This window comes from Pararhodobacter marinus, from assembly GCF_003122215.1.
Lineage (GTDB): Bacteria > Pseudomonadota > Alphaproteobacteria > Rhodobacterales > Rhodobacteraceae > Pararhodobacter > Pararhodobacter marinus.
In genome coordinates this window covers 116,913-141,243 of record NZ_QEYD01000002.1, presented here as the reverse complement: position 1 = coordinate 141,243, position 24,331 = coordinate 116,913, and the positions used below count along the sequence as shown (strand labels likewise).

Below are 24,331 nucleotides of genomic sequence, written 5' to 3'. Positions count from 1 at the left end.
CTGCGGCCATGACCGATGCCGATGCCCTGATCGCCGCCCTTGACCTGCAGCCGCATCCCGAAGGCGGGCATTACCGCGAGACGTGGCGGGCCGATGCGCCGCAAGGCGAACGGCCGGCGGGCACGATGATCCTGTTCCTGCTGAAAGCCGGCGAGGTTTCGCATTGGCACCGCGTCGATTCGACCGAAATCTGGCTTTATCATTCGGGCGCACCGCTGCGCCTGTCGATCAGCCGGGACGAGACCGGCCCTGCCTCGGAGCGGTTGCTGGGGGCGGACCTTCAGGCCGGGCAGGCGCCGCAACTGGTCGTGCCCGCCGATCATTGGCAATCGGCGCGCAGCGAGGGCGCATTCACGCTCGTCTCCTGCGCCGTTTCGCCGGGCTTCGAGTTCAGCGGATTCACCCTGGCGCCGCCCGGGTTCGACATCCCGCGCGGGGGCTGAACCCGGAGCGGCGGCACACGGACAGCGCCGGTTTGCCGGCCCCGGAACCGGGGCACATTTTTCGCGCCCAACCCTCTTGCACCCGCACGCCGCATTCGCTACATCGCCCCCACGTTGACCACCGAAGCGCGGAGAGGTGCCGGAGCGGTCGAACGGGGCGGTCTCGAAAACCGTTGTGGGTGAGAGCCCACCCAGGGTTCGAATCCCTGTCTCTCCGCCACCCTTTTTGGGGTTCTGATTTCCGGATAGCCTGTTGTTTCCGTGCTGGTCCACGCCTTGTCGTTACTCCTGTACTGTTTCGATAACTCCTTAAATATTTATCAGTTTCTGAGCGTCGTGACTTGAACTTCCGCCGCCGATCTGCGTGTATGGCGGCATGTTTTCACACGTCTGAGTAGCGACACGCGCCGGTCTTCCCCGGCCGTGTCGGTTGGGTCCCCGTTTCCATTCCGTTAGCGAGTCGTGGCCGATACTCGGATCCGCATGAAACTTTACCTCATCGCCCCCCTTCCGGACTTTGGCCACAACGCCAATGCGTCCTCGCGGATGCTGAATATCGGCGAGTCCTATGCGCTCATGGCCTCGGCCGGCATCACCACCGTCGCCGCGCTTCTGGGCGACGATGTCGATCTGCGCCTGTGCGACGAGATGATCGAAGAGGTCGATTTCGACGTCGATTGCGATGTCGTGGCGATCAGCATGAATGTGGGGCAAGCCGCGCGCGGTCTCGACATTGCCCGCCGGTTCCGGGAGATGGGCCGCACCATCGTCGTCGGCGGGCCGCATGTATCGCTTTCGCCCGAGACCTTTGCCGACGCGGCGGATTGCCTGGTGATCGGCGAGTTCGAGACGGTCGCCGAACAGTTCCGCGCCGACCTGAAGGCAGGAACGCTCAAGGCCCGCTATCGCTGCGGGCAGGCCGATCTGGCCGCGGCCCCGATGCCGCGCTGGGATCTCTATCGCAACGACCGGGCCCTGACGGGCGTCATCCAGACCAGCCGCGGCTGCCCGTTCGAATGCAATTTCTGCGACGTGATCCAGTATCTGGGCCGGGTCCAGCGTCACAAGCCCGTGGACAAGGTCGTGGCCGAAGCGCAGCAGCTTTACGACCTTGGCTATCGCTCGATCAATCTGTCGGACGACAATTTCACCGTCAACCGCCGCAAGTCGCGCGCCATGCTGGACGGTCTGGCCGCGTGGAACGGCCGCGAGGGCCGCGCGCCGGTCGAATTTGCCACGCAATGCTCGATCGACCTGTCGCGCGACGCCGATCTGATCGAGATGTGCCGCCAGGCCGGGCTGCGCGAAGTCTTCATCGGCATCGAGACCAGCAGCGAAGAGGCGCTGAAGGAATCCCAGAAGCGTCAGAACCTGCGTCAGGATCTGGTGGAAACCGTCAGCCGCATCGTCTCGGGCGGGTTGGTGGTTACCTTGGGCATGATGGTGGGATTCGACAGCGACGATGCCACCTGTTTCGAGCGTCAGTTCGATTTCGGCATGTCGCTGCCGGTGGTCAATCTGCGCCCCACCGTGCTGGTGGCGCCGATCGGCACGCCGCTTCACGCGCAGATGCAGGCCGAGGGCCGGCTTTACGACGATGATCTCAGCGTCTTCCCGGGCGGCGGTCTTCTGACCAATTTCCGGCCCGCGAAGATGAGCCGCGAAGAACTGGCCGACGGGGCCCGGTGGCTGGTCGAGGCGCTGTATGCGCCCGACAACGCCATCGCGCGCTTCGAGCATCTGGCCCGGCTTCTGCGCCCCGCCCCCGATCATCTTGTCCGCGCGCATGAAACGCTGGCGCCCGGCAAGGGGGCTGCGGGCGTGCTGAAGCTGTTGCGCCAAAGCGCGCGCGATCCCGGTGCGCGGCGGGTGATCGACGCCGTCAACGACCTGTCCCACCAGCGCCCGGAAATCGCGCGCGACCTGTCCACGATCCTCGCCGGCTATCTCAACACCTACAGCACGCAATCCGGATTCGTGGGGCAGCCGGGACGCGCCGCGCCGCCGGCGCTTGCCTCGGCCATTGCCTGATACCGACCCCGCAAGAACCGCCGCCTGAGGAACCGAAGACGATGAACGATACGACGCTGCGTCCCGATCTGATCGATGCCCTCGCCGGTCGCGGGGACGCGCCGATGATCACGGTGCTGGGACGGCGCGGGCAATCGGTCAGCCTGACGGGCGCCGAGCTGCGCGTCCGGTCAGAGGCGATGCAGGCGATGTGGGACCGCTGCCTTGGCCCCGGACCGCAGATCGTGCTGACCGCCCTTCCGGCGGGCGAGGATTTCCTGATTGCCCTGCTGACCACGCTTCTGGGCGGCGGCACGATGGTGCCGGTGGCCCCTCCCCGCGCCGGGGACCCGCCCGCGCGGCTGGCGCGCATGGCCCGCACCTGTGGCGCCAGCGCGGTCTTATGCACGACGCGCAACCGGGATGCGGTGGTGGCGCAGCTGTCCGACGGCGACGGCGCCCTGCCGTGCCCGGTCCTGGCACTCGACGCGCCCGAGCCCGATACCGCCGCGCTGTCACGGCCCCCGCGCCCGGTCAGCGCCTTTCCGGTGATCCAGCACACTTCGGGCTCGACGCGGTTTCCCAAGGCGGTTCCCGTCACCGCCGACCAGATCCGCGCCAATTGCGCGCTGATCCAGCAACTATGGGGCATGGACCGCAACACGGTCATGGTGAACTGGCTGCCGCATTACCACGACATGGGGCTGATGGGCTGCATCCTGTACCCGCTTCTCTCGGGCTCGCATTCCGTGCAGATGAGCCCCTTCGACATGATCCGTCGCCCGCTTTCGTGGCTCGAGGCGGTGTCAGAGTGGCGCGGCACGATCAGCGGCGGGCCCTCGTTCGCCTTTCTCGAATGTCTCAACCGGATCGAGCCGGACGCGGCACAGGGCCTCGATCTGAGCAGCTGGCAGCGCGCCTTTTGCGGCGCCGAACCGATCCCGGCGGGGCTGCTGGACCGGTTCCGCGCGCGCTTTGCGCCGCAGGGACTGGCGCCCGGGGCGGTGTTCGGCTGCTACGGCATGGCGGAATGCACGCTCTTCGCGGCGGGCGAAGCCGGAGCGCCGGGCGCCGCTGCCCCCGCCATCGGCGCGGCGCTGGTCGAAGGCTGTCTTCTGAGCGACACGACCCGCGCGGGCCTGCGCATCGCCGATCCCGCCAGCGGTCGGCCCCGGCCCGAGGGCATCACGGGCGAGATCTGGCTTTCGGGCGCCTCGGTCATCGACGGCTATCTGGGCGAAGACGATCCCGACGCCTTTGCCGCGGATCGCGATGGCCGGCATTGGCTGCGCACCGGGGATCTGGGATATGTCGCCGACGACCGGCTGTTCATCACCGGGCGGATCAAGGACATCGTCATCGTCAACGGCCGCAACATCGCCGCGGCCGAGATCGAATGGATCGCCGCGCAGGCGCATCCCGATCTGAACCCCATGGGCGCCGCGGCGTTTGCTGCCGCGCAATCCGCGAGCGGCACCGCGCATCTGCTGATCGAGATCCGCGCCGGGGCGCCCGCCCCCGCTGATCCCGACGCGCTGGCCCGGAAGATCCGCGCCAGCGTCCTCGGGCATTGCGGGGTTGCGCTGGCCGAGATCCGGATCCTGCCGCGCGGAACGCTGGCGCGCACCAGCAGCGGCAAGATCCGCCGCCGTCAGGTCGCGCAGGATTTCCTGTCGGCGCCGCGTTCCGTCGCGCTGGAGCCGCAGCGATGAGCCGCCATGTCTGGTCCGATCCGGCCGGTTTCGTGCGCGATCCGCAAAGCGCGGCCGAGGTGCTGCGCGTGCTGGACCTGCCCCGGCTCGACACCTATCACGAGGCCGTCGCGCGCGCCTCGGGGCTCGACCTGAGCGCCCTGCACCGGCTGTCGCGCAACACGCTGGTGGCGATGACGGGCGACGACCATCTCAGGACCCGCCGCGTGATCGCGCCGTTCTTCAGCCGCGCGGGGCTTGCGCCGTGGCGCGACGCGGTGGAACAGGCCAGCCACGCGGCGGCGGAGACGCTCGCGACCGCCCCCAAGCCGGACCTCGTCCGCGATTTCAGCGCGCCGCTGTTTCTGCGCACCATGCCGGCGATCCTGGGGCTGGACCTGCCGCAGGATGCTGCGCATTTCGACGCCGTCGAAACCGTGCAACGCCTGACAGAGCCCTATCTGTCGGTTCCCGCTCTGCGCGCGCTCGATTCCGCGGTCCGCCAGCTTCTGCCGACCTGCCCGCCGCCCGGCAGCGACGCCGACGGCAACGAGGAAGGGCCGCAAAGCCTGCTGGCCTATCTGCGGATGCGGCAGGCCGACCTGCCCGCCTGGCTTGAGCCCGAATATTTCGTGCTGGGCATTCTGGCGGGATCGAACTCGGCCACGCAATCGCTGTCCTTCGCGCTGCACGGCCTGCTGACCGGCCCGGCCGAGGACTGGGCCGCCGCCGCCGCGCCCGGCTGGGCCGGGACCGCGCCGCAGCGGTTGCTGGGGCTCTACCAGTCGACGCGCACGCTGGTGCGGGTGGCGAGCGAACCCGCCACCGCCGGCGGCTGCCCCTATGCGGCCGGTCAGACCGCCGTGGTGGATATCGTCGACGCCAATAGCTGCCTGCGCGCGCGCAGTGGCAATCCGGCGGCGCATATGACCTTCGGCAGCGGCCCGCACAAATGCCCCGGCGCCTTTCTGAGCGAGCAGGTCTTCGAAACCGCGATCCCCGTCCTGGCCCGCCGTTTCCCCGACCTGACGCTGGAGCCCGAACGCTGCCGGTTCGTGCTGACGCCGATGATGCAGGCGCCGACCGCCCTGCCCTGTACGCCGAGGCAGGTCTCGCAGCGCCGCTCGGCCCGGCTGTGCGACATCCGCGACATGCCCTCGGCCAAGCGGATCCTGCGCGACGACGCGGTCTTTGCGCCGCCGCCGATGGAACGCCATCTCGCGCTTCTGGCTGACAAGAGCGGCCGCGATTTCGGCACCGCCATCCGGATCGCGCGCAATGCCATGTTCTTCATGGAAGGCCCGCGCCACACCGCGCTGCGCGCCGCGCTTGCGCGGGATTTCGACGCGGCGATGCTGGCACGCTGGATGCCGCGGATCGACGCCGCGATCGCGCGCGCCCTCGACGCGCTGGCGCAGGCGGCAAAGCCCGATCTGGTCACCGGGTTCTCGGACCCGCTGCGGCCCGAGGCGGTCAGGGCGGTTCTGGGGATCCACATCGAGGATCCCGAACGGTTCGAGGCCCTGGCACCGGGCCTGCAGGAGGTGCTGGAGCCGTGGCTGTCGCTGCGCGATCTCACCCGCGTTCAGGGCTGTTTCGCCGACGCGCTGAGCCTGATGCGCGACCCCGTCCCCGGTGACGGGCCACGCCCGCTGCTCACCTCTCTTCTGGCCGATCCGCCCGAGGGTTTCACGCCAGACGACCTGCGCGCCGTGGTGCTTGTGCTTTACGGCGCCAGTTTCAACCTGTCGCACACGCTGGCCAATATCGCGCTGTGGCTGCTCTCGCGACCGGCCGAGGAGCGGCGGCAGGCAAGCGATCCGGCCTGGATGGACGCCCATCTGGAAGCGCTGATCGCGCGCGGCAGCGGTCCGAAATACATCTACCGGCAGGTGCGCGCGGATCTGCGCCTTGGCGATCTCGACCTGAAGGCAGGCGATACCGCGCGGCTGGTCGTGCATGGGCTCAACCGCGCCTGCCCGGCCGGGGCGGGCCATGTCTCGTTCGGGAAGGGGTTGCACCGCTGCGTCGGCGCCCGCCTCTCGCGCGAGATCATCCGCAAAGCCATCCCCGCCCTGTTCACCCGTTTCCCCGGACTGGCCCCGGTGGGACAGGCCCAACGCTATCACCCGATGTCGCAGACCGTGGCGCTGAGTGCCCTGCCCTGCGCGTTAACCTCCTGAAGGACCCCAGACGATGACCGCCCTTATTGAAACCGAGCTGTTCCAGTTCCTGCGCGCGCAGGTCGTTCAACGCAGCCGGGCCCCGGCCGAGCGCGTGACGCCCGACGCCAAGCTGTCGGATCTGGGCATGCAGTCGATCGACGCGGTGCTTCTGTGCGGCGAGATCGAGGACCGTTTCGAGGTCGAGATCGACCCGTCCGAAATTTTCGAACACGAGACCGTCGGCGATTTCGCGCAATCGGTGCTCGGGCGCCTGGCGGCCTGATGGCGCTGTTTCACCTGGGCCTTTCGACATCGGGCCATGACCCCGCGCTGGCGCTGGTTTCCGAAACCGGCGAGATCCTGTTTGCCGAAGCGACCGAGCGTTTCGTACAGGACAAGCGCGCCTGGGGTATCGTGCCCGACCATTTCAACCATCTCGCCAGCGCGCTGAAAGTGGCGGGCTTCGACCCCGCCGGCGACCGGCTGCGCGTCGCCACGAGCTGGAGCCGGGCCAAGGCCGATCTGCCAGTGCAGCTGTCCGACGAGTTGCTCGAGGCGCCCGATGTGACCTGGGTGCGCGAGTTGCAGGCCGACATGCACCGGATGGCCGGGGCCTCGCTGATGCGGCTGGGCGTGGTGGCCGAGATGCCAGAGCGGCGCCATTTCGACCACCATCTGTGCCACGCGGTCGCGGCCTGCGCCTTTGCCCCGGTCGAGGATGCCGCCTGTCTCGTCATCGATGGCGAGGGCGAAGTCGGCGCGGTCTCGCTGTTCGATCTGCGCGGACGCAGCCTGAAACGGCGCTGGCGGTCGTGGGGGCCGGGCAGCCTGGGTGCGCTCTACAGCGCGCTGACGCAGCTTTGCGGCTTCGACTGGCGCCTGGGCGAGGAATGGAAGGTCATGGGGCTTGCCGCTTTCGGCACCGTGCGCCCCGATCTGCGCGATGCGCTTGCCGCGATGGTCGAGGTCGATAACGGGCGCCTGCGTCTGGCCGACCATGCCACGATCACGAAAATGACCGCGCGGTTGCGTAAGGCCGCACGCGCGCCCTCGGCGCCGATCATGGAGGCCGCCGACCTGGCGGCAAGCGGACAGGCGGCCTATGCGCTGCTGGTCGACCGGATCCTTGCCGATTGCGCCGGGAATGGCGCGGATTCGCTGATCCTGTCGGGGGGCTGCGCGCTCAATTCGTCGTATAACGGCACCATCGCCGGGCGCGCGGGGTTCGAGCGGCTTCATGTCCCGCCCGCGCCGGCGGATGACGGCAACGCCATCGGTGCGGCCTTGCTGAGCTACATGGAAACCGCCGGCACAACGCGGGTCCCGCTGGGCGACGGCTCGCCCTATCTGGGGACGCCGGTCGATGGGCGGGGGGGCCGGTTCCTGGACGCGGTCCGTCGCACCGCGCGCGTGACCGATCTGGGTGACGACAGCGCCGGGCGCCTGGCCGCCTGTCTGGCCGAGGGCAAGATCGTCGGCGTCATGCGCGGGCGGGCGGAATTCGGACCGCGCGCGCTGGGCAACCGCTCGATCCTCGCCGATCCGCGCCCGGCGGGGATGAAGGACCGCATCAACGCGGCGGTGAAGGGCCGCGAACCCTATCGCCCCTTCGCGCCGGTGATCTGCGCCGAGGACCTGCCCGACTGGTTCGACGCGCCGCAACCCGCGCCTTACATGTCTCTGACCCTGCGCTGGCGGCCCGAGCGCTGCGCCGAAGTCCCCGCCGTGGTGCACGAGGACGGCACCGGGCGGTTGCAAAGCGTCACCGCCGGGGACATGCCGTGGATGCACCGGCTCGTGCGCCGCTTCGGCGAGCATACGGGCGTTCCGGTGATCCTGAACACCAGCTTCAACGTGATGGGCAAGCCGATCGTGCATTCCGTCGAGGACGCGCTGGCGGTCTTCATGACCACGGGTCTCGACGCCGTGCTGATCGAAGACACCCTGATCGAGAAAAACCCCTCAGCCACATGAGCCTGCCCCCCCGGGCCGGCCCGGAGCCACGGAGCCACTCTGCAGACGAAGGCCTCGGAATGATGACCGACGACACGATCCCCGCCCGACAACCCGGCACGACACCCCCTGCGGCCCCGTCGCGGGACGCGGTCTTCGCCACGCTGGGGGCGCTGGAATCGCGCCGCGATTACGCCGGGGCGCTGGCTTGCGTGGACGAGGCGCTGGCAATCATGCCCCGCGATCCCAAGCTGAAATTGCGCCGTGGCATGATCCTGCGGCAGCTCGGACAGCACGACGACAGCGTGGCGCAGCTTGAACGGCTGGCAAAGGAGCGGCCCGACGATCTGTCGGCAAAGCACGAATTGTCGGTCTCGCTGCGGTTCGCGGGCGATTGCGCGCGCAGTCTCGCCCTGAGCGACGAGATCCTGTGCGCGAACCCGACCTGTTCGGGCGGCTCTACACCCATCTTCACGCGCAGGACTTTCCCGCCGCGATCGAGGCCGCCCGTGACCTGCGCGCACGGCTTCCCGACGACGGCGAGGCGCTCTTGCGGCATGCCCGCGCGCTGCGTCTGGCCGGCCAGCCCGACGCGGCCCGGCTCGAGATCGAGGGCGCGCTGCTGGGGGGGCCCCGGCTGGTGATGAATGCCGATACCGAGCGACGGCTGCGGCTTGAACAGGCGCGCGCGCTGCTCGAAGCGCAGCAGATCCGCAAGGCGGCGGATGTCGTGGCGGACCTGGCCGAAGCCTTCCCCGACGAGCGCGACGTTCTGGTGCAGGCGCAGGCGCAGGCGCGCGCCGCGCTCGACCCCGACGCGGTGCTTGACGCGACCGAACGGGCCCTGCGCCTTTGGCCCGACGACCCCCGCTTCGCCCGGGACCGCATCCTGGCGCTGATCGCGCTGGGCGATCTGGTCGCGGCGGAGGAAGCGCTGGACACCCTGCCCGTGCCCGATGCGGAATTGCGCGTCCGGCTGCTTGTCGAGTGGCGTCGCTTTGACGAGGCCCGCGCGCAACTTTCCGCCCTGCCCGAGAAGCAGGCGCTTCATCGCGACCGGCTCACGGCGCAGATCCTGCAGGCCGAGGGACGGCCGGGTGCGGCGTTCAGCCTGCTCGACGCACGCTATCGCAAACGGCCGCTTCCCGAACTGGCGCCACAGCTGTTGGGTCTTCTGGTCGGTCTGCACCGGCCCGACGAGGCTCGGGCTTTTGCGGACGCCCTGCCCGACAGCGTCGCCGAAAGCTCTGCCTGTCTTCTTGCCCGGTCCGAAATCCTGCGCCTTGAGGGCGATGTCGACGGCTGTTGCGCGATGCTTGCACAGGCCGCGACGGATACCACGCGAAGCCTGAATGTCGTCCGGCGGATGGTCTCGACCGCGGTGCAATGGGGGATCGGCACATCGCGTTCGCGGCAGATCCTGGCCGCGCTGGACCGCCTGATCGCCGGGCTTGCCCCGGCGCTGCCCGACAGGACCCTCGCGCTGTTGCGGCTTCACCGCGCCTTCGGGCTGGGCGACTGGCCGGCGGTGCTGACCCTGACAGACACGGCCTGCGCCCGGGCTCCGCGCGATCTCACGCTGGCGGCGATGCAGGCCCGCGCGCTGGCCGAAACCGGCGCCATCGAGCGCGCGGCCGAACATTGCGACCGCATCCTGCGCCACTGGCCGACGATGGGCCCGATCATCGAATTGCGGCTTGCCCTGCATATCGTGCAGGGCAAGCCGCAAGACGGCGCGGATTTCCTGTGCAACGCGCTGATGCGTAACCACATCGCGCTGACCCTGCGGCTGGCCAACCATCTGCAATTCACCGGGCGGACCGAGGTTCTACGCGCGGTCGTCGCGCGGGACTGCGCGCGCGAGGCGGACGAGGCGCCGCGCTGGCTGCGCGCGCTGAGCGACACGCTCAACGGCACCGATACCGCCGGCCCGCCCGAGCACCCGTCCCATCCGGTCCCGGAGCCGCTGTCCTCCGAAGAGACGGCGGCGCTGGTGGATACCGAAACCAGCCTGCTCGCCGGCCCCGACCTGTTCCTGGCCGAGGCCGCGACGCTCTGGCGACTTCAGGGCAAGCCCGCCAATCTGCAGCGAAGCTGGATGCGCCATGCGACGCGCGCGACGCATGCGTTCCGGACCGTGATCGCCCGCTCGGCCCTGCCCGAGGCCCGCCTGCCGCTGCGTGAGACGCCGGAGCTGCGCGCGCTTGTCGACCGGCTGGAACGGCGCGAACCCAGTCTGCTGGTCAGCACCCATGCCAGCCCGCCGGGCAGCATCACCCTGGCGCCGCATCTCCCCAATCTCACCTACCTGATGCAGGACGGCCCGCGTCAGCCCGAACTGGAGCAGCGTTTCCGCGCGATCCTGGCCGTCCGGGGCACGCCCGCGGCGCGCATCGTCAAGGAGCTGCGCGCCGGCAACAGCGTGATGTCGACGCCGGATTTCCCGGCAGAGATGCGCTGGAATGCACAGGATGTATCGGCGGCGACGGGCACGCTGTTCGGACAGGAATGCCACCTGGTCGACACCGTGCCGAAACTTGCGCACGGGATGAAGGTCCCGGTCTACTGGATCCAGCAGCGCCTTTCGAAAACCGGGATCACCGTCGATATCCGCCGGATGTCCGACCCCGCCCCGGACGAGCCGCTGGCGGCATGGCTGGGGCGCTGGACGCAGGAATATCTGGATCTGGTGGCCGGGATCCTGACCTCGGATCCGAGGAACCAGAACCTGACCGGGCCACTGACCCGCTATCTTGCCGCGCGCGGCGCCCGGCTTCCCTGAGCGGAAGACGGGGCCGAAACGGAACACGCGGATTGTCCCCGCTCAGGCGTCACGTGCCGTCATAGGTCCAGCGATAGGCCGGAGGGGTCGGTCCCTTGTTGCGACCGCCCTGCTGGCGTTGCTCCCAGGCATGCGCCAGGATCCCGACCGAGCGCGAAAGCCCGAAGAACCCGCGGGCCAGCGGCGCCGGGCAGCCCAGTTCGGCATAGATCACCGCCGTCGCGCCGTCGATATTCATCGGCACGGGTTTGCCCCTCTCGGCGGCCAGATGGGATTCGATCGCGCTGGCGATCTGCGCGAAACGACCCGACACGGCGCCCTGCCGTGCTGCGTCCCGTACCAGTGCCAGAAGGCGCGGCGCGCGCGGATCGACGGGTTTGTGAAAGCGGTGTCCGAAACCCGGCAGGTAGCGTCCCTGCGCCGCGCGCCATGCATCGAGCGTCTCACCCAGCCTGTCAAACCCGGCCGCGTCCACCGCCGAATAAAGCTCGACCGCCTGCTCGCCCGCGCCCCCGTGAACATCGCCCAGCATGTTGAGCCCGGTCGCCATCGCCGATTGCAGCCCGACGCCGCAGGTCGCGGCCATGCGGGCGGCGGCGATCGACGGTGCTTGCGGGCCATGATCCACCGCCGCGACCAGCGCTGCCTCGAACAGGTCGGCGCGGGGGCCGGAAATCTCGTCGCCGGTGACCATCAGCCAGATCATCGGCGCGAAACCGGTAGTGCCGATCAGCTCCTGCACCGGACGGCCCCGCAGGGAAATGCGCCCCGGCTCCATGTCGATGATCGCCGTGCGCCACCAGTCGGAAACGTCGCTCATGTCACCCCCTCGCGCCGAAGCGTGTCGATGTCGTCGTCGGAATAGCCAAGCTCGCGCAGGATCGCGCCGCTGTCTTGCCCCAGAGCGGGCGGTGGCGCCTCGACCGAGGGCCGGAGCCCGTCGAACATCGCCCCCATCCGCACAAGGTCGATGGGCCGCCCGACCCCCGGCACGTCGGCGAAATGCGCAAGGAAGTCACGGCCGGCGACCTGCGGATGCGCCAGGATCTCGGGCACGGACAGCACCGCGCCGGCGGGCACGCCAAGCGCGTTGAGCTCGCGCGCCCAGTCGCGCGCGGGCCGCGTGGCCAGTACGGTTTCCAGCTCGGCGCGCAGGCGAAAGCGGTTGGCCTTGCGGTTCTCGCGGGTGGCGAAATCCGGGTGCCCGATCAGATCGTCGCGGCCCAGGTGGCGCGCCAGCAGCACCCATTGCTCGTCCTTGTTGGCGGCGATGTTGATCGGCGCGTCGGCGCATTGGAACGTGCCCGAGGGGGCCGAGGTGGGGTTCTCGTTCCCCTGCGGCTGCGGATCGACGCCGCCGATCAGGTGGTTCGACACGACCCAGCCCATCGTCGCCAGCACCGCCTCGAGCATGGACACGTCAATGAAGCTGCCGCGTTCCGGGGCGTTGAGCGCCGCGCAGATCGCCATCGCGGCGGTCAGCCCGCCCACCGTGTCGGCCAGCGGGTAGCCCACGCGCATCGGCGCGCTGTCCGCGTCGCCCGTGACCGCCATGACACCCGAGGCGCCCTGCACGATCTGGTCATAGGCCGGGCGCCCGGCCCATGGCCCGTCCTGCCCGTAGCCCGAGATCGCGCAATAGATCAGGCGGGGATTTTGCACCTTCAGCGTCTCGTATCCCAGCCCCAGCCGGGTCATCACGCCGGGGCGGAAATTCTCGACCAGCACATCGGCGCACGCGACCAGGCGCAAGAGCGCCTCCTTGCCGCGCGGATCCTTCAGGTTCAGCGTGAGGGATCGCTTGCCCGCGTTCTGGGCCAGGAAACTGATCCCCATCCCGCGCGCCGACAAGTCCGGATCGGCGCCCAGATTGCGCGCCAGATCGCCGCGTCCGACGGCTTCGACCTTGATCACCTCGGCGCCCATATGGGTGAGCTGGTGGCAGGCAAAGGGCCCGGCCAGCACATTCGTCAGGTCCAGCACCCGCACCCCCGACAGGGGCGCGGATGCGCGTGTTTCAATCGCCATCGGCGACCCCTTGGGCGCGTTTGCGCGCGCGACGGGCCCGGTAGCTGGGCAACAGCACCAGAAGAACGGCCAGCACCAGTAGCCCCAGCGTCATCGGCCGTTCGACGATGAAATCGAGCCCCCGGTAAAGCTGCATCGAGCGGGCGAAATTGTCTTCCAGCATCGTGCCCAGGATGAACCCGATCAGCAGCGGCGCCAGCGGATAATCGGCGAAGCGGAAGATCGTCGCCATCACCCCCAGCCCGACAAGGATCAGCAGCTCGGTCGCGTTGTTCTGGCCGATATATGCCCCCATCAGCGTGAAGAACAAAATGAAGGGGATCAGGTAGTTGCGCGGAATGGCCAGGATCTTGGCGATATAGGGGATCAGTGGCAGGTTGAGCACCAGCAACACGAGATTGCCGATGAACATCGAGATGATGACGGCCCAGAAGATTTCGGGCGTGTCGGTCATCAGACGCGGCCCCGGCGTCACGTTCAGGGCGATCAGCGCCCCCAGCAGGATCGCCGTCGTGCCCGAGCCGGGAATCCCCAGCGTCAGAAGCGGCACGAAGGACCCGGTGCAGGCCGCGTTGTTCGCGGTTTCGGGCGCGGCCAGCCCCTTGACCGAGCCATGACCGAACTCGGCCTGTTCCTCGCCCTTGGCGATGTTGCGCTCGACCGCGTAGCCCAGGAACGAGGCGATGGTCGCCCCCGCCCCCGGCAGCACGCCGATGAAGAAGCCCTGCACCGATTGCCGCGCGATCACCGGGGCAATGGCGCGCCCTTCCTCGCGCGAGAAGCGCAGGTTGGTGATCTTGTTGCTGTCGGACCCGGCGCTGGCGCCGCGCTGGGGGTTGAGGACGAGGAACATCGCCTCGGGCAAGGCGAACATCGCCATGGCGAGCGTGATGAACGAAATCCCCGACTGCAGGTCCATCAGCCCCAGCGTGAAGCGCGGCATGTTGAACAGGGCGCCCTCGCCCACGGTGGCCAGGATCAGGCCCAGAATCGTCATCATCAGCGCCTTGGCCACCTGCCCGGTGCCCGCGAAGGCGGCGATGGCGCTGAGCCCCACCACCATCAGCGCGAAGTACTCGGCCGAATGGAACAGCAGAGCCACGGTGCTGAGCGCGGGGGCGAAGATCATCAGCAGCACGGCGCCGATCGTGCCGCCCGCGAAGCTGGCCACGGCGGCGATGGTCAGCGCCTTGCCCGCCTGACCCTTCCGGGCCATCGGGTAGCCGTCGAAGCTGGTGGCGACGGTGCCCGCGACCCCCGGCGCGTTCAGCAGAATGGACGAAGTCGAGCCGCCGAAGATCGCGCCGTAATAGACGCCCGCCAACAGGATCAGCGCCGCCGCCGGATCCCCCAGCGAGATCGCGACCGGGATCATGATGGCGATGATCGACATCGGACCAAGGCCCGGTAACATGCCGATGAAGGTGCCGATCAGGCAGCCCGCGACCACCATCAGCAGATTTTGCAGCGAGAACGCGGCCGACAGGCCGATCAGGATGCCTTCAAGCATGGTTCAGGTCCCCATGAAATACGGCAGCGGCCGCAGGTAGATGCCCAGCACCTGCTGGACCAGGTACCAGACGCACCCTGTCGCCAGCATCGCGACGGGAAGCATGACATGCCATTTGCGCTCGCCCAGGATGGCGCTGCCGGCGACCAGGAAAACGGTGGTGGCCAGCAGGAAACCGGCAGCCCGCAGCGACAGCGCATAAAGCACCATCAGGCCCAGAAGCAGCAGCGCCTGGCCGATCTTGTATTCGTGCAGCCGCGCCAGGTTGATATCGGTGGCCGACGGGCCCTTGCCCGCCTCGGGTTTTTCCAGCCCCAGCAACACCACCAGCCCGGTCAGCGCGCCCAGCACGGCCAGCACCTTGGGAAAGGTCGAGGGCCAGACGGGATTGCGCTGCATGAAGGGCGGCAGAAGCTGGTCCATCGTGAAGAAGGCCAGATACCCGTAGGCGCAGCAGAATGTAACGAAGATAAGCGCGATCCAGCGATCCAGCGCCATGACAGCCCCTCCTGTCCGGTAATGGGTCATGCGGCGCGGCGAGACGGGCCCCCCGCGCCAAAGGTGTGAGGGCCGGTTACAGGAAGCCCAGCGTGCGCATCAGATCGCCGATTTCCTGTTCCTGCGCTTCGAGAAAGGCGCTGAAATCGTCGCCCGGGTGGAAGATGTTCACCCAGCCGTTGCGCGCGCGGACCTCTTCCCAGGCCTCTGTGTCATACATCGCCTCGAAGGCCGCGACGTATTGCGCGACGCGCTCTTCCGAGGCTCCGGGCGCCGCGAAGAACCCGCGCCAGTTCACGAAAGTCGTGTCGATGCCCTGCTCGGTGAAGGTGGGCGCGCTGTCATAGGCCGGGACACGCTCGTCGGCGGTCACGCCCAGGATGCGGACCTCGTCCTGCTCGGCCAGCGCGATGGCTTCCGAAAAGCCGGTCGACAGCGCGTCGATCTCGCCCGACAGCAGACCCGCCATCGCCTCGCCGCCCGCGTCGTAGGGGATGTAATTGACGGCGATCGGGTCCTCGCCCGCCGCCTGCATCACCATCGCCGCGACGAGGTGATCCATGCCGCCCGGCACCGAGCCGCCGCCAATGGCGAAATCCTCGCCCTGTTCGTGATACTCGGCCAAAAGGCCCGCCATGTCCTGAATGGGCGAATCCGCCGGCACGACGATGGCCGCGTAATCGCCGATCGTGCCCGCCACCAGCGTCAGGTCGCGGAAGCTTTGCGGGAAGACCCCGGTCAGCGACCGGATGATGATCGGCGTCGAATTGACCATCAGCGTGTAGTCGAGGCTTTCGGCATTCTCGATCATGTAGGCGATCGCCACACCGCCGCCGCCGCCCGACATGTTCTCGTAGCTGGCCGAGCCGACCAGCCCGGATTCGGTCAGCGCCTCGCCGGTGCCGCGCGCGGTCCCGTCCCAGCCGCCGCCGGCGCCGCCGGGAACGACGAAATGCAGGCTGTCGAGAATCTGGTGATTGTCGGCCCGCGCCATGCCGGTCATGGCCAGCGTCGCCGCAGCCGCGGCCATCACGACCCGGCGGGTCATGTCCTTGTTCATCTGGAATCCTCCCGTTTGACAGGCCGCTCCTCGCCGCCCATGGTCAGACAGAAAGCACATGAAGCTGACACGGGCCTGACACCGGCGCCCTAGTCCGCAAGGGAGGTCGGGTGCGCTATCTTCTGGTCGAGGACAATCGCGAACTGGCCGAGGCCGTGGTGAACAGGTTGTGCCTTGACGGGCACGCGGTCGATCATGCCGCGACCCTGGCCGAGGCCGAGGACTGGCTCGCCGCGACGGGCTACGACCTGATCCTGCTCGACGTGATGCTGCCCGATGGCGACGGGCGCGATTTCCTGGCCCGCAGCCGCGCGCGGATCGAAACCCCGGTCATCATGCTGACCGCGCGCAGTCAGGTGTCAGACCGGGTGGGCGCGCTGGATCAGGGAGCGGACGACTACATCACCAAGCCCTTCGATTTCGAGGAACTCGAAGCCCGCTGCCGCGCCGTCCTGCGCCGCCGGGGCGGATCGGCGCGCAACGAAATCACGCTGGGCGAGGCCGTGTTCGACCCGATGGCCGGAACGCTGCGCCATGGCGATATCAGCGTCGAGCTGCGCAACCGCGAGATCCGGCTTCTGGAGATCTTCGCCCGCCATACCGGGCAGATCCTGTCCAAGGGCCAGCTCATGGACCGGCTGTTTTCCTTCGACGCCGATGTGACCGAGAACGCGATCGAGGTCTATGTCGGGCGCCTGCGCCGCCGCATCGACGGCATGGGCGTGCGGATCGAGACGGTGCGCGGGCTGGGCTACCGGATGGAAACCTGAGATGATGCGCACGGCTTCGATCTGGCAGCGGCTGACGCTGCTGCTGGCCGGTGTCGCGGCGCTGCTGTCGCTGCTGTCGTGGAGCATGGTGAGCGCGCTTGCGCGCGAGGCGGCCGAACGCACACAGGACAACGTGCTGGCCGCCTCGGCCACGATCATCGCCGAGACGCTGCGCAGCGAGCAGGGCGAGGTCCGGCTGGAACTGCCCTATGCCGCCTTTTCGATGCTGGGAGCGATCAGCGAGGATCGGGTGTTTTACCGCGTCACCGCCGAGGACAGGCTGCTCACCGGCTATGCGGACCTGCCCGCGCCGCGCCCGCCCGCCAGCGGCACGGGCCGCGTGGGCTTCGAGACCGCCGATTATCGCGGCGAGGCCGTGCGCATGGCCAGCATCACGCGACAGATCCTTGCGGGCAGCGCGCCGGTCGCCGTCACCGTCACCGTGGCCCAGACCCGGGCGGGCGTGTCGGCCATCGCCAGCGCGCTGTCGCGCACGGCGGCGATGTTGTCGGTGGCGTTCTTCGTGGTGGCGGTGGGCCTGTCCGCCTTTGCCGCGCGCGCCTCGCTGCGCCCGCTCAACGAGATCGCCGCCGCCGTCGCCCGGCGCGGCCCCTCCGACCTGCGCCCGCTGCGCCGCAAGGCGCCCGCCGAGCTGGCACCGCTGATGACCTCGCTCAACCGGTTGATGGAGCGGCTGGGGTCGTCGATCCGCCGCTCCGAGGATTTCATCGCGGAAGCCGCGCACCGCGTGCGCACGCCGCTGGCCACGGTGCGCGCGCAGGCCGAGGTCGCCTTGCGCTCGGTCGAGGATGACGACACCAAGCAGCGCCTGCGCCGGATGATCCGCGCGGTCGATGAAAGCTCGCGCTCGGCCGGGCAGCTGCTTGACCACGCCACCGTCGCCTACCGCGCCGACGATCTGGCCCGCAGCCGGATCGACCTGGCCGATCTGGCCGCCCGCACCACCGCCGCGCTGTCGCCCACCGCCGCGTTGCGCGACATCGCGCTCAGGCTCGACACGATGCCCGCCGAGGTGACGGGGGATGCCGTGCTGCTGGACAATGCCCTGCGCAACGTGCTCGACAACGCCATCAAGTACTCACCCGAAGATACCTGTGTCACGCTCGCTATCCGCCGCGAAACCGGCACCGCGCGGATCAGCGTCACCGATGAAGGCCCCGGCCTGGGCGACGGCGCCGACGGCGATCTGACCGAGCGCTTCCGCCGGGGCGCCAATGCCGAGGGTATCGTCGGCTCGGGGCTGGGGCTGACGATTGCGCGCGACGTTCTGGTCGCGCATGGCGGGCGGCTGGAACTGGGCGCCGGGCCTGATGGGAGGGGTGCATGCGTATCGCTTGTCTTGCCGTTGTCCTGAGCCTGTGGGCCGGGGTCGCGGCGGCGTTCGAACTGGAAGATCACGCCCGGATCGACGGCACCGGGCCGCGCGTGCTGCGCATCGTCTCCACCGCCGATCTCGAGGTCTTCGCGCCCTATCTCGACGCCTTCCACCGCCGCTATCCGCAAATCACGCTGGATTACTCGGTCGCCTCGTCCTCGGATTTGCATCGCGCGATCCGCGAAGAGGCGGCGTTCGACCTGGTGATTTCCTCGGCGATGGATCTGCAGTTCCAGCTGGTCAATGACGGCTACGCGCGCAGCCACCAATCCGAGCATGCCGAGGCCCTGCCGGTCTGGGCGCGCTGGCGCGACCAGATCTTCGCCTTCACCACCGAACCCGCTGTGGTGGTGATCTCGACCGAGCGTTTCGCGGGGCTGGCCATCCCGTCGACCCGGCAGGAGCTGACGGCGATCCTGCGCGACAATCCCGAGCGTTTCCTGGGCGCCGTCGGTACCTATGACGTGCGCGAAAGCGGGCTGGGCTACCTGTTTGCCACGCAGGAAGCGCGCGCCACCGATGCCTATTGGCGCCTGTCCGAGGTGATGGGGCGGCTGGATCCCCGGCTTTACTGCTGCTCGAACGCGATGATCGACGATGTGGATTCGGGGCGTCTGGCACTGGCCTATAACGTCTTGGGCAGCTACGCGGCGGACCGGCTGGCGGGCGGGTCGGGCGGACGGCTGCAGATCCTGCGGATGAGCGACTTCTCGAACGTCATCCTGCGCACGGCCTTCATCGCGCACAACGCCTCCGAGCCCGAGGCCGCCGGCTGGTTTCTGGACCTGCTGCTGGATATCGGCCTGCGCGACACGCCGGGACCCTGGCCGCTGCCCCCGGTGGGCGACGGGTCCGGGGATGCGGGCACCGTGTTCGGACCGATCCGCCTGGGCCCGTCGCTGATGGTCTACCTGGACCCGCTGAACCGTCAGGCTTTCCTGAGCGAATGGATGGACGCAATCGTCCAGCAGTGAGCGGCGGAGACGCTGCTACGCCATCGCCGCGCGCAACTCGCGCGCCAGCACGGCGACAAGCTCTCCCGCGGGCATCGACCGGGCCAGCGGCGCCCCCTGCCCCGCCCAATACGCGCCGAAGCCGGTCTCGCCCCGCGCCTTGGCGGCCGCATGCAGCGCCTTCCCGGCGTCATAGGCGATCGGATAGGCGGGCGGTGTGCCCGCCAGCATCCCGGACGCTTCCTGCGTGAAACGGTTCTCCAGCGCCCGGGCGGGCCGGCCTGAAATCGCCGCCGTCAGCGTCGTGCGATACGCCCCCGCGCCGTGCAGCGCCTGCCGGTGCGCAGGCTCGGCGCTCGATTCCGGGCAGTCGATGAAAGCCGTGCCCAGTTGCGCCGCCACCGCGCCCAAACTCAGCGCCGCGGCAATCCCGGCCCCGTCCATGATCCCCCCGGCGGCGATCACCGGCAGGTCCTGCCGCGCAACCAGCAGCCGCGTCAGCGCCAGGGTGCTCAACTGCGGGTCGGGCGCGTTGCAATCGAAAACGCCGCGATGGCCGCCTGACTCGATCCCCTGCGCGATGATCCCGTCAAGCCCCGCATCGCGGATGCGCCGCGCCTCTTCGAGATTGGTGGCCGTCGCCAGAAGCAGGATCCCGGCCTTGCGCAGGGCCGCGAGAGCGTCGGGCGCGGGCAGACCGAAATGGAAACTGACCACCGCCGGGCGGGCATCCAGGAGCATGGCCAACATGTCGGGGTTGTCGTTGAAACTGCGATAGATCGTTCGCAGCCTCGCCGGAGGCTCGGCCCCGAAAGCGGCGAAAAGCGGGCGCATCGCCTCGATCCACGCGCTTTCGACGGCCGGGTCGGGCTGCGGGGTCCGGTGCGTGAAGACGTTGACGTGAAAGGGCCGGTCCGTCGCGTCGCGGGTCTCGGCGATCATCCGCGCGGCGGTGGCGACATCGCTGGCACCAATCCCGATCGCCCCGAGTCCGCCTGCATTCGACACGGCAGCGGCCAGCGCCGGGGTTGAGACACCCGCCATTGGCGCCTGAAAGATCGGGAGAGAGAGGCCGAGACTGTCGAACATGAGGCGTCCTTTCGGGGATCAGGCAGGGAGTTCATTCTTATAATCGAAATCATATTTGACACTCATTATAGAAATGAGAAGATATAGCGCAAGGCTTTCGACCTGTTCGTCCGCTCTGGAAACCCCATGGATCTTGCCACCCTGTCCGTCTTTCGTGCCGTCGCGCGCGAGCAAAGCGTCACCCGCGCGGCGGCGCTTCTGGGGCGCGCGCCGTCGAATGTCACGACGCGCATCCAGCAGCTGGAGACCGAGCTGGGCACGGCGCTGTTTCACCGGCATCGCAATCGGTTGTCGCTGTCCGACAAAGGGCGCCTGTTTCTGGAATATGCCGAGCGGATCCTCGCGCTTGAGGACGAGGCCCGCCAGCGTCTCGATCCCGCCACGCCGCGCGGCACGCTTCGGATCGGGTCGATGGAGAGCACGCTGGCCAGCCGCCTCGGCGCGCCGCTTGCGCGGTTCGCCCGCGACTGGCCGGACGTGACGCTGGACCTGACATCGGGTCCCAGCAGGCCGTTGATCGACGCCGTGACGGCGGGCAGGATCGACGCGGCTCTGGTGGCCTTCGCGCCGGGCGACGACCCCAGCGAAGCCGGGGATCTGGAGGCGATACCGATCTACCGCGAGACGCTTCTCCTGATGTTGCCGCCCGATCACCCCGACATGCGGGACCCTGCCCTGCTGCGCCCGCGAACGCTTGCGGCTTTCGCCCCCGGCTGCACCTACCGGGCGCTGGCCGAAGATTGGCTGGCGACGGAAGGCGGCCCGCCCGTCCGGGTGCACGAAGTGCCCTCGTACCACGCGATGTTCGCCTGCACGGCGGCAGGCGCGTGCCTCAGCGTGATGCCGGAAAGCGTGGTGGCGCTCATGCCCGATCGGGCGGCTTTGCGCACGAGGCCGCTGATGTCCGTCGATACCTGCCTGATAAACCGGCGCGGTTTCGACACGGCCGCGTTCAGCGCCTTCCGGGAACGGCTTCTCGAAGGGGCGGATTTCACGGCGGACCAACCCTGACCGGCAAGACCAGTCAGGGTTCGCCCCGGTTCAGGCGTCCTTGCGGGCCTCGGCGACGGCCAGTTCCGCCATGCGCAGGATCGCCGCCCGCGTCTGCGCCACGGCGATGAACCGGGCGGAATGGCAGAATTTCGCGCCGTTGACGCCGCTGGCCGCTTCCAGCGCGGCATCGGCAAGCCCGGCCCAGCCTGCGGGCAGATCGGCGCGGCTTTCGAACGTGTCGCTGCCCTTGCGGATCGTCGTCAGCGCCCAGTCGTCGTCGCGCGGGTGAACGACGAACAACAGGTGATCCGCCCCCGCCTTTTCGACCGCCGAGCGGAACGGCATCCCCATCGGCAGTTCCAGGATGGCCGACGTGCCGGCCTCGTCGATGGCACTCATCACCAGAGCCTCGGCCCGCAGCTTGGCCGCACGCGCGCGGATGGCCGATTCGACAAAGGCGCGCGCGACCGGCAGCGCGTCGAGAAACGCGCGGTCATCGGCTTCGGGGCTGCGGTCATCGAAGGCGGGTTTGAGCGATTCCAGCAGCACCGGCAGCGTCAGCCCGGCAAGGGGCCCCGCGACCGAAGGCTCCATCGCGCCGTTATCCATCAGGTCGACGGGCAGCACGAATCCCTGATCGAAGCTTTGGTGCAGCGCGTCGATATGGCCCTCGGGGATACCGGCGGCGCGCAGGTAATCGTGGCCGAAACGGGCCCAGATCAGCCCGAACGAGCTGTAGGGCTGTCCGTCTTGGCGCAGCGGCCCGGGGCGCTGGTGGTGATCGAAGATCCCGGCCGCGGGGTCATAGGCGCGGCCCACGTCATAGACGATACGGCCCTCGGCCGGGGCGATCCATTCGGGCGCGCGCGAGCGGACGATCTCGGCCTGCGGAAAAAGCCGCATCAGGATCACGGTCGAAAGCAGTTCATCGGCGTGAAAGCCGCCGGAATGGGTGACGAGATGGGTAATGGTCATGCGGGCCCGCGCAAGGAATAAGGCCGGTCCGGGGGGACCGGGGGGAATGGCGCAGGGCTTGCCGTGGATGGTGGCCGGGTGTCAAGCCAAAGACGGGGCGGTTTCGCCCCGTCCGTGCCGTCGCGCGGTCTCAGATCTTCTTGACCGTGGGGTCCAGAAGCACGCGGATCGATTCCCCCAGCGCGTTGAACGCCAAGGCGGTGAAGAGGATCGCGAAGCCCGGCGCGTACATCTGCGCGGGGGCGATCTCGATATAGGAATAGGCCCGCGCCAGCATCCCGCCCCAGCTGGCCTCGGGCGCCTGCACGCCCAGCGACAGGAAGCTCAGCCCCGCCTCGGCCAGCAGCGCCACGGCGAGAAGCAGCGTCACCTCGACGATCACCGGCTGGATCGCGTTGGGCAGGATATGCTTGCGGATCAGGTGAAAGCGCGAGGCACCGAAGCCCACCGCCGCATCCACATAAAGCGCGCCCTTCACCACCAGCGTCTGCGCGCGCATGGTCCGGGCAAGATAAGGCGCGAAGGCGAAACCCACCGCCAGCATCGCGTTGGTCAGGCCGATCCCCAGCGCCCCGGTGATGGCCACGGCCAGCACGATCGGCGGGAAGGCCAGAACGGCGTCGATGACCCGGCTGACGACCTCGTCGATCCAGCCGCCGACGAAACCGATGAACACGCCGACCGGCACGCCGATCAGCACCGCCACCCCGACCGCCAAACCGGCGGCGTAAAGCGCGTTGCCCGCGCCGTACATCAGCCGGGTGAGCGTGTCGCGGCCCAGATCGTCGGTGCCCAGCCAATGCTCGGCCGTGGGCTCGGCGAGCATGTTCATCACGTTCTGCTCGGTCGGCGAATAGGGCGCGATGAAGGGGGCAAGGATCGCTGCCAGCACCAGCACCGCCAGATAGGTGAGCGCCAGAGCCGCGCGGGTATCGCTGCGCATCCAGCGCCAGAACGAGAAGCCCTGCGGCCTGCTTGCGGCGGGCGTCGCCGCGCCGGCGCTGCCCGTCATGGTTTTCGGGTTCGCGTTGAGATCGGTCATGTCGAAGCCGCCACCCTCGGGTCAAGGATCGAGTTGAAGACATCCACCAAAAGGTTGACGCAGATCACCAGCACCACCAGCACAAGGGCCACGCCCTGCACGACGGGGAAGTCCTTGTTCAGCGCGGAATAGCTGATGAGCGACCCGACGCCCGGCACCGCATAGACCGACTCGACGATCACGGCGGACGAGAACAGCAGGTTGAATTGCAGCCCCGCCACGGTGAGGATCGTTGCGGCGATGTTGCGCAGACCGTGGCGCCACAGAACCGCCTGCGGGCGCAGGCCCTTGGCGCGGAGCGTGCGGATATACTGGGCGCTGAGCACCTCGAGCAGCGCCGAGCGGACCTGCCGGGTCAGCACCGCGGTGACATTGGTGGACAGCGCCACCGCGGGAAGCGTTGCATAATAGATCGCCTGCAGCGGGTCTTCGAAGACCGACACCGCGCCGGTGGCCGGGAACAGCCGCCAATCCAGCGCGAAAGCCGACACAAGGATGATGCCGAGCCAGAAATTCGGCACCGCGACCCCCAGCGAGGCCAGGCTGGTGATCGCCTTGTCCAGCCGTGTGCCCTGCCGGGTGGCCGCCAGGATCCCCAGGGGAATCCCGGTGACCGCCCCGAGGATCAGCGCGTAGAACACCAGAAGCAGGGTATGGGGAAGGCGCATGAGGATCAGCGTGCTGACCTCTTCGTTCGAGAACAGCGAATGGCCCAGATCGAACTGCAGCGCGTTCCACAGCCACCGGCCATATTGCACGATGAACGGCTGATCGAACCCGTAGAGCGCCCGGATCTCCATGATGCGCTCTTCGGTCGCGAAGTCGCCTGCCAGCGTCACCGCCGGATCGCCCGGCATCAGAAAGACCAGCGCGAACACCACGAAGGTGGCGATGATCATCACCGGGACAAGCTGCGCCGCGCGCCGCGTCACCATTCTGCCTACGCCATGCATGGCGTCCCTCCCCTTTCGCC

At 68.6% G+C, this 24,331-nt stretch carries 20 protein-coding genes and 1 tRNA gene; 12 read left to right on the top strand and 9 right to left on the bottom strand.

Annotated elements, in window-relative coordinates:
• Positions 1–8 precede the first annotated feature (8 nt).
• From C4N9_RS03305 to C4N9_RS21785, 8 genes are all read left to right on the top strand, one after another.
• Positions 9–443: a cupin domain-containing protein gene (locus tag C4N9_RS03305; protein WP_109531875.1), complete on the top strand. Its 435-nt coding sequence runs from the start codon at positions 9–11 to the stop codon at positions 441–443.
• A gap of 130 nt (positions 444–573) precedes the next feature.
• A tRNA-Ser gene (locus C4N9_RS03300) sits at positions 574–663 on the top strand.
• Between the two features lie 263 nt (positions 664–926).
• Entirely contained in the window at positions 927–2,474 is a 1,548-nt protein-coding gene (locus C4N9_RS03295; protein WP_109531874.1) for a B12-binding domain-containing radical SAM protein, read from the top strand.
• A gap of 41 nt (positions 2,475–2,515) precedes the next feature.
• Positions 2,516–4,165: an AMP-binding protein gene (locus C4N9_RS03290; protein WP_109531873.1), complete on the top strand. Its 1,650-nt coding sequence runs from the start codon at positions 2,516–2,518 to the stop codon at positions 4,163–4,165.
• Positions 4,162–6,327, top strand: a complete 2,166-nt coding sequence (locus C4N9_RS03285; RefSeq protein ID WP_109531872.1) for a cytochrome P450 — start codon at positions 4,162–4,164, stop codon at positions 6,325–6,327. Before C4N9_RS03290 ends, C4N9_RS03285 begins: the two co-directional genes overlap by 4 nt.
• Before the next feature lie 13 nt (positions 6,328–6,340).
• Positions 6,341–6,592 carry an acyl carrier protein gene (locus C4N9_RS03280; protein WP_109531871.1) on the top strand — a complete coding sequence of 84 codons (252 nt, stop codon included), beginning with the start codon at positions 6,341–6,343 and terminating at the stop codon, positions 6,590–6,592.
• Positions 6,592–8,283 (top strand): carbamoyltransferase family protein, encoded by a 1,692-nt coding sequence (locus tag C4N9_RS03275; RefSeq protein WP_109531870.1) that lies wholly within the window; start codon positions 6,592–6,594, stop codon positions 8,281–8,283. The genes C4N9_RS03280 and C4N9_RS03275 overlap by 1 nt, the downstream gene beginning before the upstream one ends.
• Before the next feature lie 59 nt (positions 8,284–8,342).
• Complete coding sequence (locus tag C4N9_RS21785) at positions 8,343–8,906, top strand: tetratricopeptide repeat protein (RefSeq protein WP_109531869.1); 564 nt, start codon at positions 8,343–8,345, stop codon at positions 8,904–8,906.
• A 2,187-nt stretch (positions 8,907–11,093) separates the two neighbouring features.
• On the opposite strand, the gene C4N9_RS03260 is transcribed toward C4N9_RS21785, so the two are convergent.
• From C4N9_RS03260 to C4N9_RS03240, 5 genes are all read right to left on the bottom strand, one after another.
• On the bottom strand, positions 11,094–11,864 hold the full coding sequence (locus tag C4N9_RS03260) for a citryl-CoA lyase (RefSeq protein ID WP_109531867.1): 771 nt from the start codon (positions 11,862–11,864) through the stop codon (positions 11,094–11,096).
• Positions 11,861–13,072, bottom strand: a complete 1,212-nt coding sequence (locus tag C4N9_RS03255; protein ID WP_109531866.1) for a CaiB/BaiF CoA transferase family protein — start codon at positions 13,070–13,072, stop codon at positions 11,861–11,863. Before C4N9_RS03255 ends, C4N9_RS03260 begins: the two co-directional genes overlap by 4 nt.
• The gene (locus tag C4N9_RS03250; protein ID WP_109531865.1) at positions 13,062–14,582 is read right to left on the bottom strand and encodes a tripartite tricarboxylate transporter permease; all 1,521 of its coding nucleotides are present in this window, start codon (positions 14,580–14,582) and stop codon (positions 13,062–13,064) included. Before C4N9_RS03250 ends, C4N9_RS03255 begins: the two co-directional genes overlap by 11 nt.
• 3 nt (positions 14,583–14,585) lie before the next feature.
• The gene (locus tag C4N9_RS03245) at positions 14,586–15,080 is read right to left on the bottom strand and encodes a tripartite tricarboxylate transporter TctB family protein (RefSeq protein WP_109531864.1); all 495 of its coding nucleotides are present in this window, start codon (positions 15,078–15,080) and stop codon (positions 14,586–14,588) included.
• Positions 15,081–15,156: 76 nt separating this feature from the next.
• Positions 15,157–16,140, bottom strand: coding sequence for a tripartite tricarboxylate transporter substrate binding protein (locus C4N9_RS03240; protein ID WP_109531863.1), 984 nt, complete (start codon positions 16,138–16,140; stop codon positions 15,157–15,159).
• 110 nt (positions 16,141–16,250) lie between these two features.
• Here C4N9_RS03240 and C4N9_RS03235 point away from each other — a divergent pair, with 110 nt between their 5' ends.
• Genes C4N9_RS03235 through C4N9_RS03225 form a run of 3 tightly spaced genes read left to right on the top strand, consistent with a single transcriptional unit; the run spans position 16,251 to position 19,280 of the window.
• On the top strand, positions 16,251–16,910 hold the full coding sequence (locus tag C4N9_RS03235) for a response regulator transcription factor (protein WP_109531862.1): 660 nt from the start codon (positions 16,251–16,253) through the stop codon (positions 16,908–16,910).
• Position 16,911: 1 nt separating this feature from the next.
• Positions 16,912–18,285 carry a sensor histidine kinase gene (locus C4N9_RS03230; protein ID WP_109531861.1) on the top strand — a complete coding sequence of 458 codons (1,374 nt, stop codon included), beginning with the start codon at positions 16,912–16,914 and terminating at the stop codon, positions 18,283–18,285.
• A complete protein-coding gene (locus tag C4N9_RS03225; protein WP_109531860.1) occupies positions 18,255–19,280 on the top strand; it encodes an ABC transporter substrate-binding protein in 1,026 nt (341 codons plus the stop codon). Before C4N9_RS03230 ends, C4N9_RS03225 begins: the two co-directional genes overlap by 31 nt.
• Before the next feature lie 15 nt (positions 19,281–19,295).
• Here the strand turns inward: C4N9_RS03225 and C4N9_RS03220 are convergent, their stop codons facing one another.
• A complete protein-coding gene (locus C4N9_RS03220) occupies positions 19,296–20,348 on the bottom strand; it encodes an NAD(P)H-dependent flavin oxidoreductase (RefSeq protein ID WP_109531859.1) in 1,053 nt (350 codons plus the stop codon).
• Positions 20,349–20,474: 126 nt separating this feature from the next.
• On the opposite strand from C4N9_RS03220, the gene C4N9_RS03215 reads away from it, so the two are divergent.
• The gene (locus C4N9_RS03215; RefSeq protein WP_109531858.1) at positions 20,475–21,359 is read left to right on the top strand and encodes a LysR substrate-binding domain-containing protein; all 885 of its coding nucleotides are present in this window, start codon (positions 20,475–20,477) and stop codon (positions 21,357–21,359) included.
• 30 nt (positions 21,360–21,389) lie between these two features.
• Here C4N9_RS03215 and C4N9_RS03210 read toward each other — a convergent pair whose 3' ends face one another.
• From C4N9_RS03210 to C4N9_RS03200, 3 genes are all read right to left on the bottom strand, one after another.
• Positions 21,390–22,316 carry an MYG1 family protein gene (locus C4N9_RS03210; protein ID WP_109531857.1) on the bottom strand — a complete coding sequence of 309 codons (927 nt, stop codon included), beginning with the start codon at positions 22,314–22,316 and terminating at the stop codon, positions 21,390–21,392.
• A gap of 130 nt (positions 22,317–22,446) precedes the next feature.
• Positions 22,447–23,358: an ABC transporter permease gene (locus C4N9_RS03205; RefSeq protein WP_210403972.1), complete on the bottom strand. Its 912-nt coding sequence runs from the start codon at positions 23,356–23,358 to the stop codon at positions 22,447–22,449.
• Positions 23,355–24,311 carry an ABC transporter permease gene (locus C4N9_RS03200; RefSeq protein ID WP_109531856.1) on the bottom strand — a complete coding sequence of 319 codons (957 nt, stop codon included), beginning with the start codon at positions 24,309–24,311 and terminating at the stop codon, positions 23,355–23,357. Before C4N9_RS03200 ends, C4N9_RS03205 begins: the two co-directional genes overlap by 4 nt.
• Between the last annotated feature and the right edge of the window lie 20 nt (positions 24,312–24,331).

Coding starts and splice junctions, on each gene's coding strand:
- C4N9_RS03275 (WP_109531870.1), top strand. CDS start 6,592: ATGGCGCTGTTTCACCTGGGCCTTTCGACATCGGGCCATGACCCCGCG.
- C4N9_RS03295 (WP_109531874.1), top strand. CDS start 927: ATGAAACTTTACCTCATCGCCCCCCTTCCGGACTTTGGCCACAACGCC.
- C4N9_RS03205 (WP_210403972.1), bottom strand. CDS start 23,358: ATGACCGATCTCAACGCGAACCCGAAAACCATGACGGGCAGCGCCGGC.
- C4N9_RS21785 (WP_109531869.1), top strand. CDS start 8,343: ATGATGACCGACGACACGATCCCCGCCCGACAACCCGGCACGACACCC.
- C4N9_RS03255 (WP_109531866.1), bottom strand. CDS start 13,072: ATGGCGATTGAAACACGCGCATCCGCGCCCCTGTCGGGGGTGCGGGTG.
- C4N9_RS03230 (WP_109531861.1), top strand. CDS start 16,912: ATGATGCGCACGGCTTCGATCTGGCAGCGGCTGACGCTGCTGCTGGCC.
- C4N9_RS03280 (WP_109531871.1), top strand. CDS start 6,341: ATGACCGCCCTTATTGAAACCGAGCTGTTCCAGTTCCTGCGCGCGCAG.
- C4N9_RS03220 (WP_109531859.1), bottom strand. CDS start 20,348: ATGTTCGACAGTCTCGGCCTCTCTCTCCCGATCTTTCAGGCGCCAATG.
- C4N9_RS03200 (WP_109531856.1), bottom strand. CDS start 24,311: ATGCATGGCGTAGGCAGAATGGTGACGCGGCGCGCGGCGCAGCTTGTC.
- C4N9_RS03225 (WP_109531860.1), top strand. CDS start 18,255: ATGCGTATCGCTTGTCTTGCCGTTGTCCTGAGCCTGTGGGCCGGGGTC.
- C4N9_RS03260 (WP_109531867.1), bottom strand. CDS start 11,864: ATGAGCGACGTTTCCGACTGGTGGCGCACGGCGATCATCGACATGGAG.
- C4N9_RS03250 (WP_109531865.1), bottom strand. CDS start 14,582: ATGCTTGAAGGCATCCTGATCGGCCTGTCGGCCGCGTTCTCGCTGCAA.
- C4N9_RS03245 (WP_109531864.1), bottom strand. CDS start 15,080: ATGGCGCTGGATCGCTGGATCGCGCTTATCTTCGTTACATTCTGCTGC.
- C4N9_RS03290 (WP_109531873.1), top strand. CDS start 2,516: ATGAACGATACGACGCTGCGTCCCGATCTGATCGATGCCCTCGCCGGT.
- C4N9_RS03285 (WP_109531872.1), top strand. CDS start 4,162: ATGAGCCGCCATGTCTGGTCCGATCCGGCCGGTTTCGTGCGCGATCCG.
- C4N9_RS03210 (WP_109531857.1), bottom strand. CDS start 22,316: ATGACCATTACCCATCTCGTCACCCATTCCGGCGGCTTTCACGCCGAT.
- C4N9_RS03240 (WP_109531863.1), bottom strand. CDS start 16,140: ATGAACAAGGACATGACCCGCCGGGTCGTGATGGCCGCGGCTGCGGCG.
- C4N9_RS03215 (WP_109531858.1), top strand. CDS start 20,475: ATGGATCTTGCCACCCTGTCCGTCTTTCGTGCCGTCGCGCGCGAGCAA.
- C4N9_RS03305 (WP_109531875.1), top strand. CDS start 9: ATGACCGATGCCGATGCCCTGATCGCCGCCCTTGACCTGCAGCCGCAT.